The 1,551-nt window shown below is 42.0% G+C and carries 1 protein-coding gene and 1 pseudogene; both read left to right on the plus strand.

Annotated elements, in window-relative coordinates:
- Positions 1-648 precede the first annotated feature (648 nt).
- Positions 649-1,242: a ubiquinol-cytochrome c reductase iron-sulfur subunit gene (petA, locus tag KO525_RS00535; protein WP_215961845.1), complete on the plus strand. Its 594-nt coding sequence runs from the start codon at positions 649-651 to the stop codon at positions 1,240-1,242.
- Positions 1,242-1,551, plus strand: a pseudogene (locus KO525_RS00540) (cytochrome b); the annotation flags it as partial. The gene petA and the pseudogene KO525_RS00540, both read left to right, overlap by 1 nt.

The following is a 1,551-nucleotide window of genomic DNA, read 5'->3' on the forward strand; positions in this document are numbered from 1 at the left end:
GGATGGGGCAACACCCGGTGGCCATGGATGGCCAAAGAGGGTGTTCATAAGTTCAAACTTATAGCTGGGATAAGACAAGGATGGGGCAACACCCGGTGGGCACGACTACATGGATGTAGGAGGTAGAATGAAGCAGGATGCCAGAATCGATGGATGCCCAAGAAGGGTGTTCATAAGTCATTTGATTAACGTTTTTATGCCAGTATTTAAACCCGAACGTGTGCCACCCGTCTGCACTTTTTGTGTTTCGAATTATGGGATAAATATTTAAGTTGTGCATTTTTAGTGCATAAAATAATGACTCGTTTGGTGGTACGTAAAAACTCCGCCATAGTCGTCCAATTGAAATTTTGAGGCTGTTTGGTTACTAGCCGCCAATTTTTTGATGAAGTCAAAAGTGTTCAGCGACTCAACAAAGAGCAAAACGTTAGGAAAATAGACAGATATCGACTTAACTAACTGGTTAAAATGTAGCCGTTAATGGCATAATCATTAACTATTTGAATTTTTCTAACCTATCTTTGTATATTGCCTTGTTTTACATAGGGCTTTTTCGGTAGAATCGTAGAAATTACAAGAATTTTAAGAACCAGCTACAATTAGTTGACTCTTAGACGCTTTTTAATCCTAATCGCGGAGAAAAATTGGATGAGCAATGCGCCCGTAGACAATAGTCGTCGTCGTTTCCTTACCGCCGCCACCTCAGTTGTAGGTGGAGCTGGTGTGGTAGCTGCGGCAGTGCCTTTTATTGCTTCTTGGAACCCGAGTACTCGAGCTAAATCAGCCGGTGCTCCAGTGGAAGTAGATATTACCAAAATAGAGCCGGGTCAATTGATCCGCGTTGAATGGCGAAGCAAGCCAGTTTGGATCGTTTATCGAACCCCTAAAATGTTAGAGCAAATTTCTAGCATTTCAGAAGACAATCTAAAAGATGCTAATTCGACAGCAGACCAGCAACCAGAATATGCCAGAAATGCGTATCGTTCTAAAAAAGAAGAAATCTTTGTTGCAGTTGGTATCTGTACTCACCTAGGTTGCTCACCAAGTTATCTGTCTGATGGTTATCAGGAAATTGTTGAAGGGCAAGACTCTGGATTTTATTGCCCTTGTCATGGTTCAAAATTTGACATGGCTGGACGTGTATTTAGCGGTGTACCAGCGGGGGCAAATCTACAAGTTCCGCCTCACTACTTTGTCAACGATACAACGATCTTGATCGGTGAAGATGGAGGAGCTGCATAATGTTTAAAAATTTAGTTGAATGGATTGATGCTCGCATCCCAATGACACGTACATATGAAATGCACATGTCAAAATATCCTGCGCCTAAAAACATGAACTTTTGGTACGTATTCGGTTTTTTAGCGACTATCGTTTTGGTAAACCAATTGGTTACTGGTATCTGGTTAACAATGAGTTACGAACCATCTGCAGCGGGCGCATTCGCCTCTGTTGAATACATCATGCGTGATGTTGAATATGGTTGGGTTATTCGTTATATGCACTCTACTGGCGCATCGGCGTTTTTCGTAGTGGTTTATCTGCACATGT

The organism is Psychrosphaera sp. B3R10 (genome assembly GCF_018861025.1).
GTDB classification, from domain to species: Bacteria; Pseudomonadota; Gammaproteobacteria; order Enterobacterales; family Alteromonadaceae; genus Psychrosphaera; species Psychrosphaera algicola.

Excerpts from the sequence above, each read along its gene's own strand:
- petA (WP_215961845.1), top strand. The coding sequence starts at position 649 with ATGAGCAATGCGCCCGTAGACAATAGTCGTCGTCGTTTCCTTACCGCC.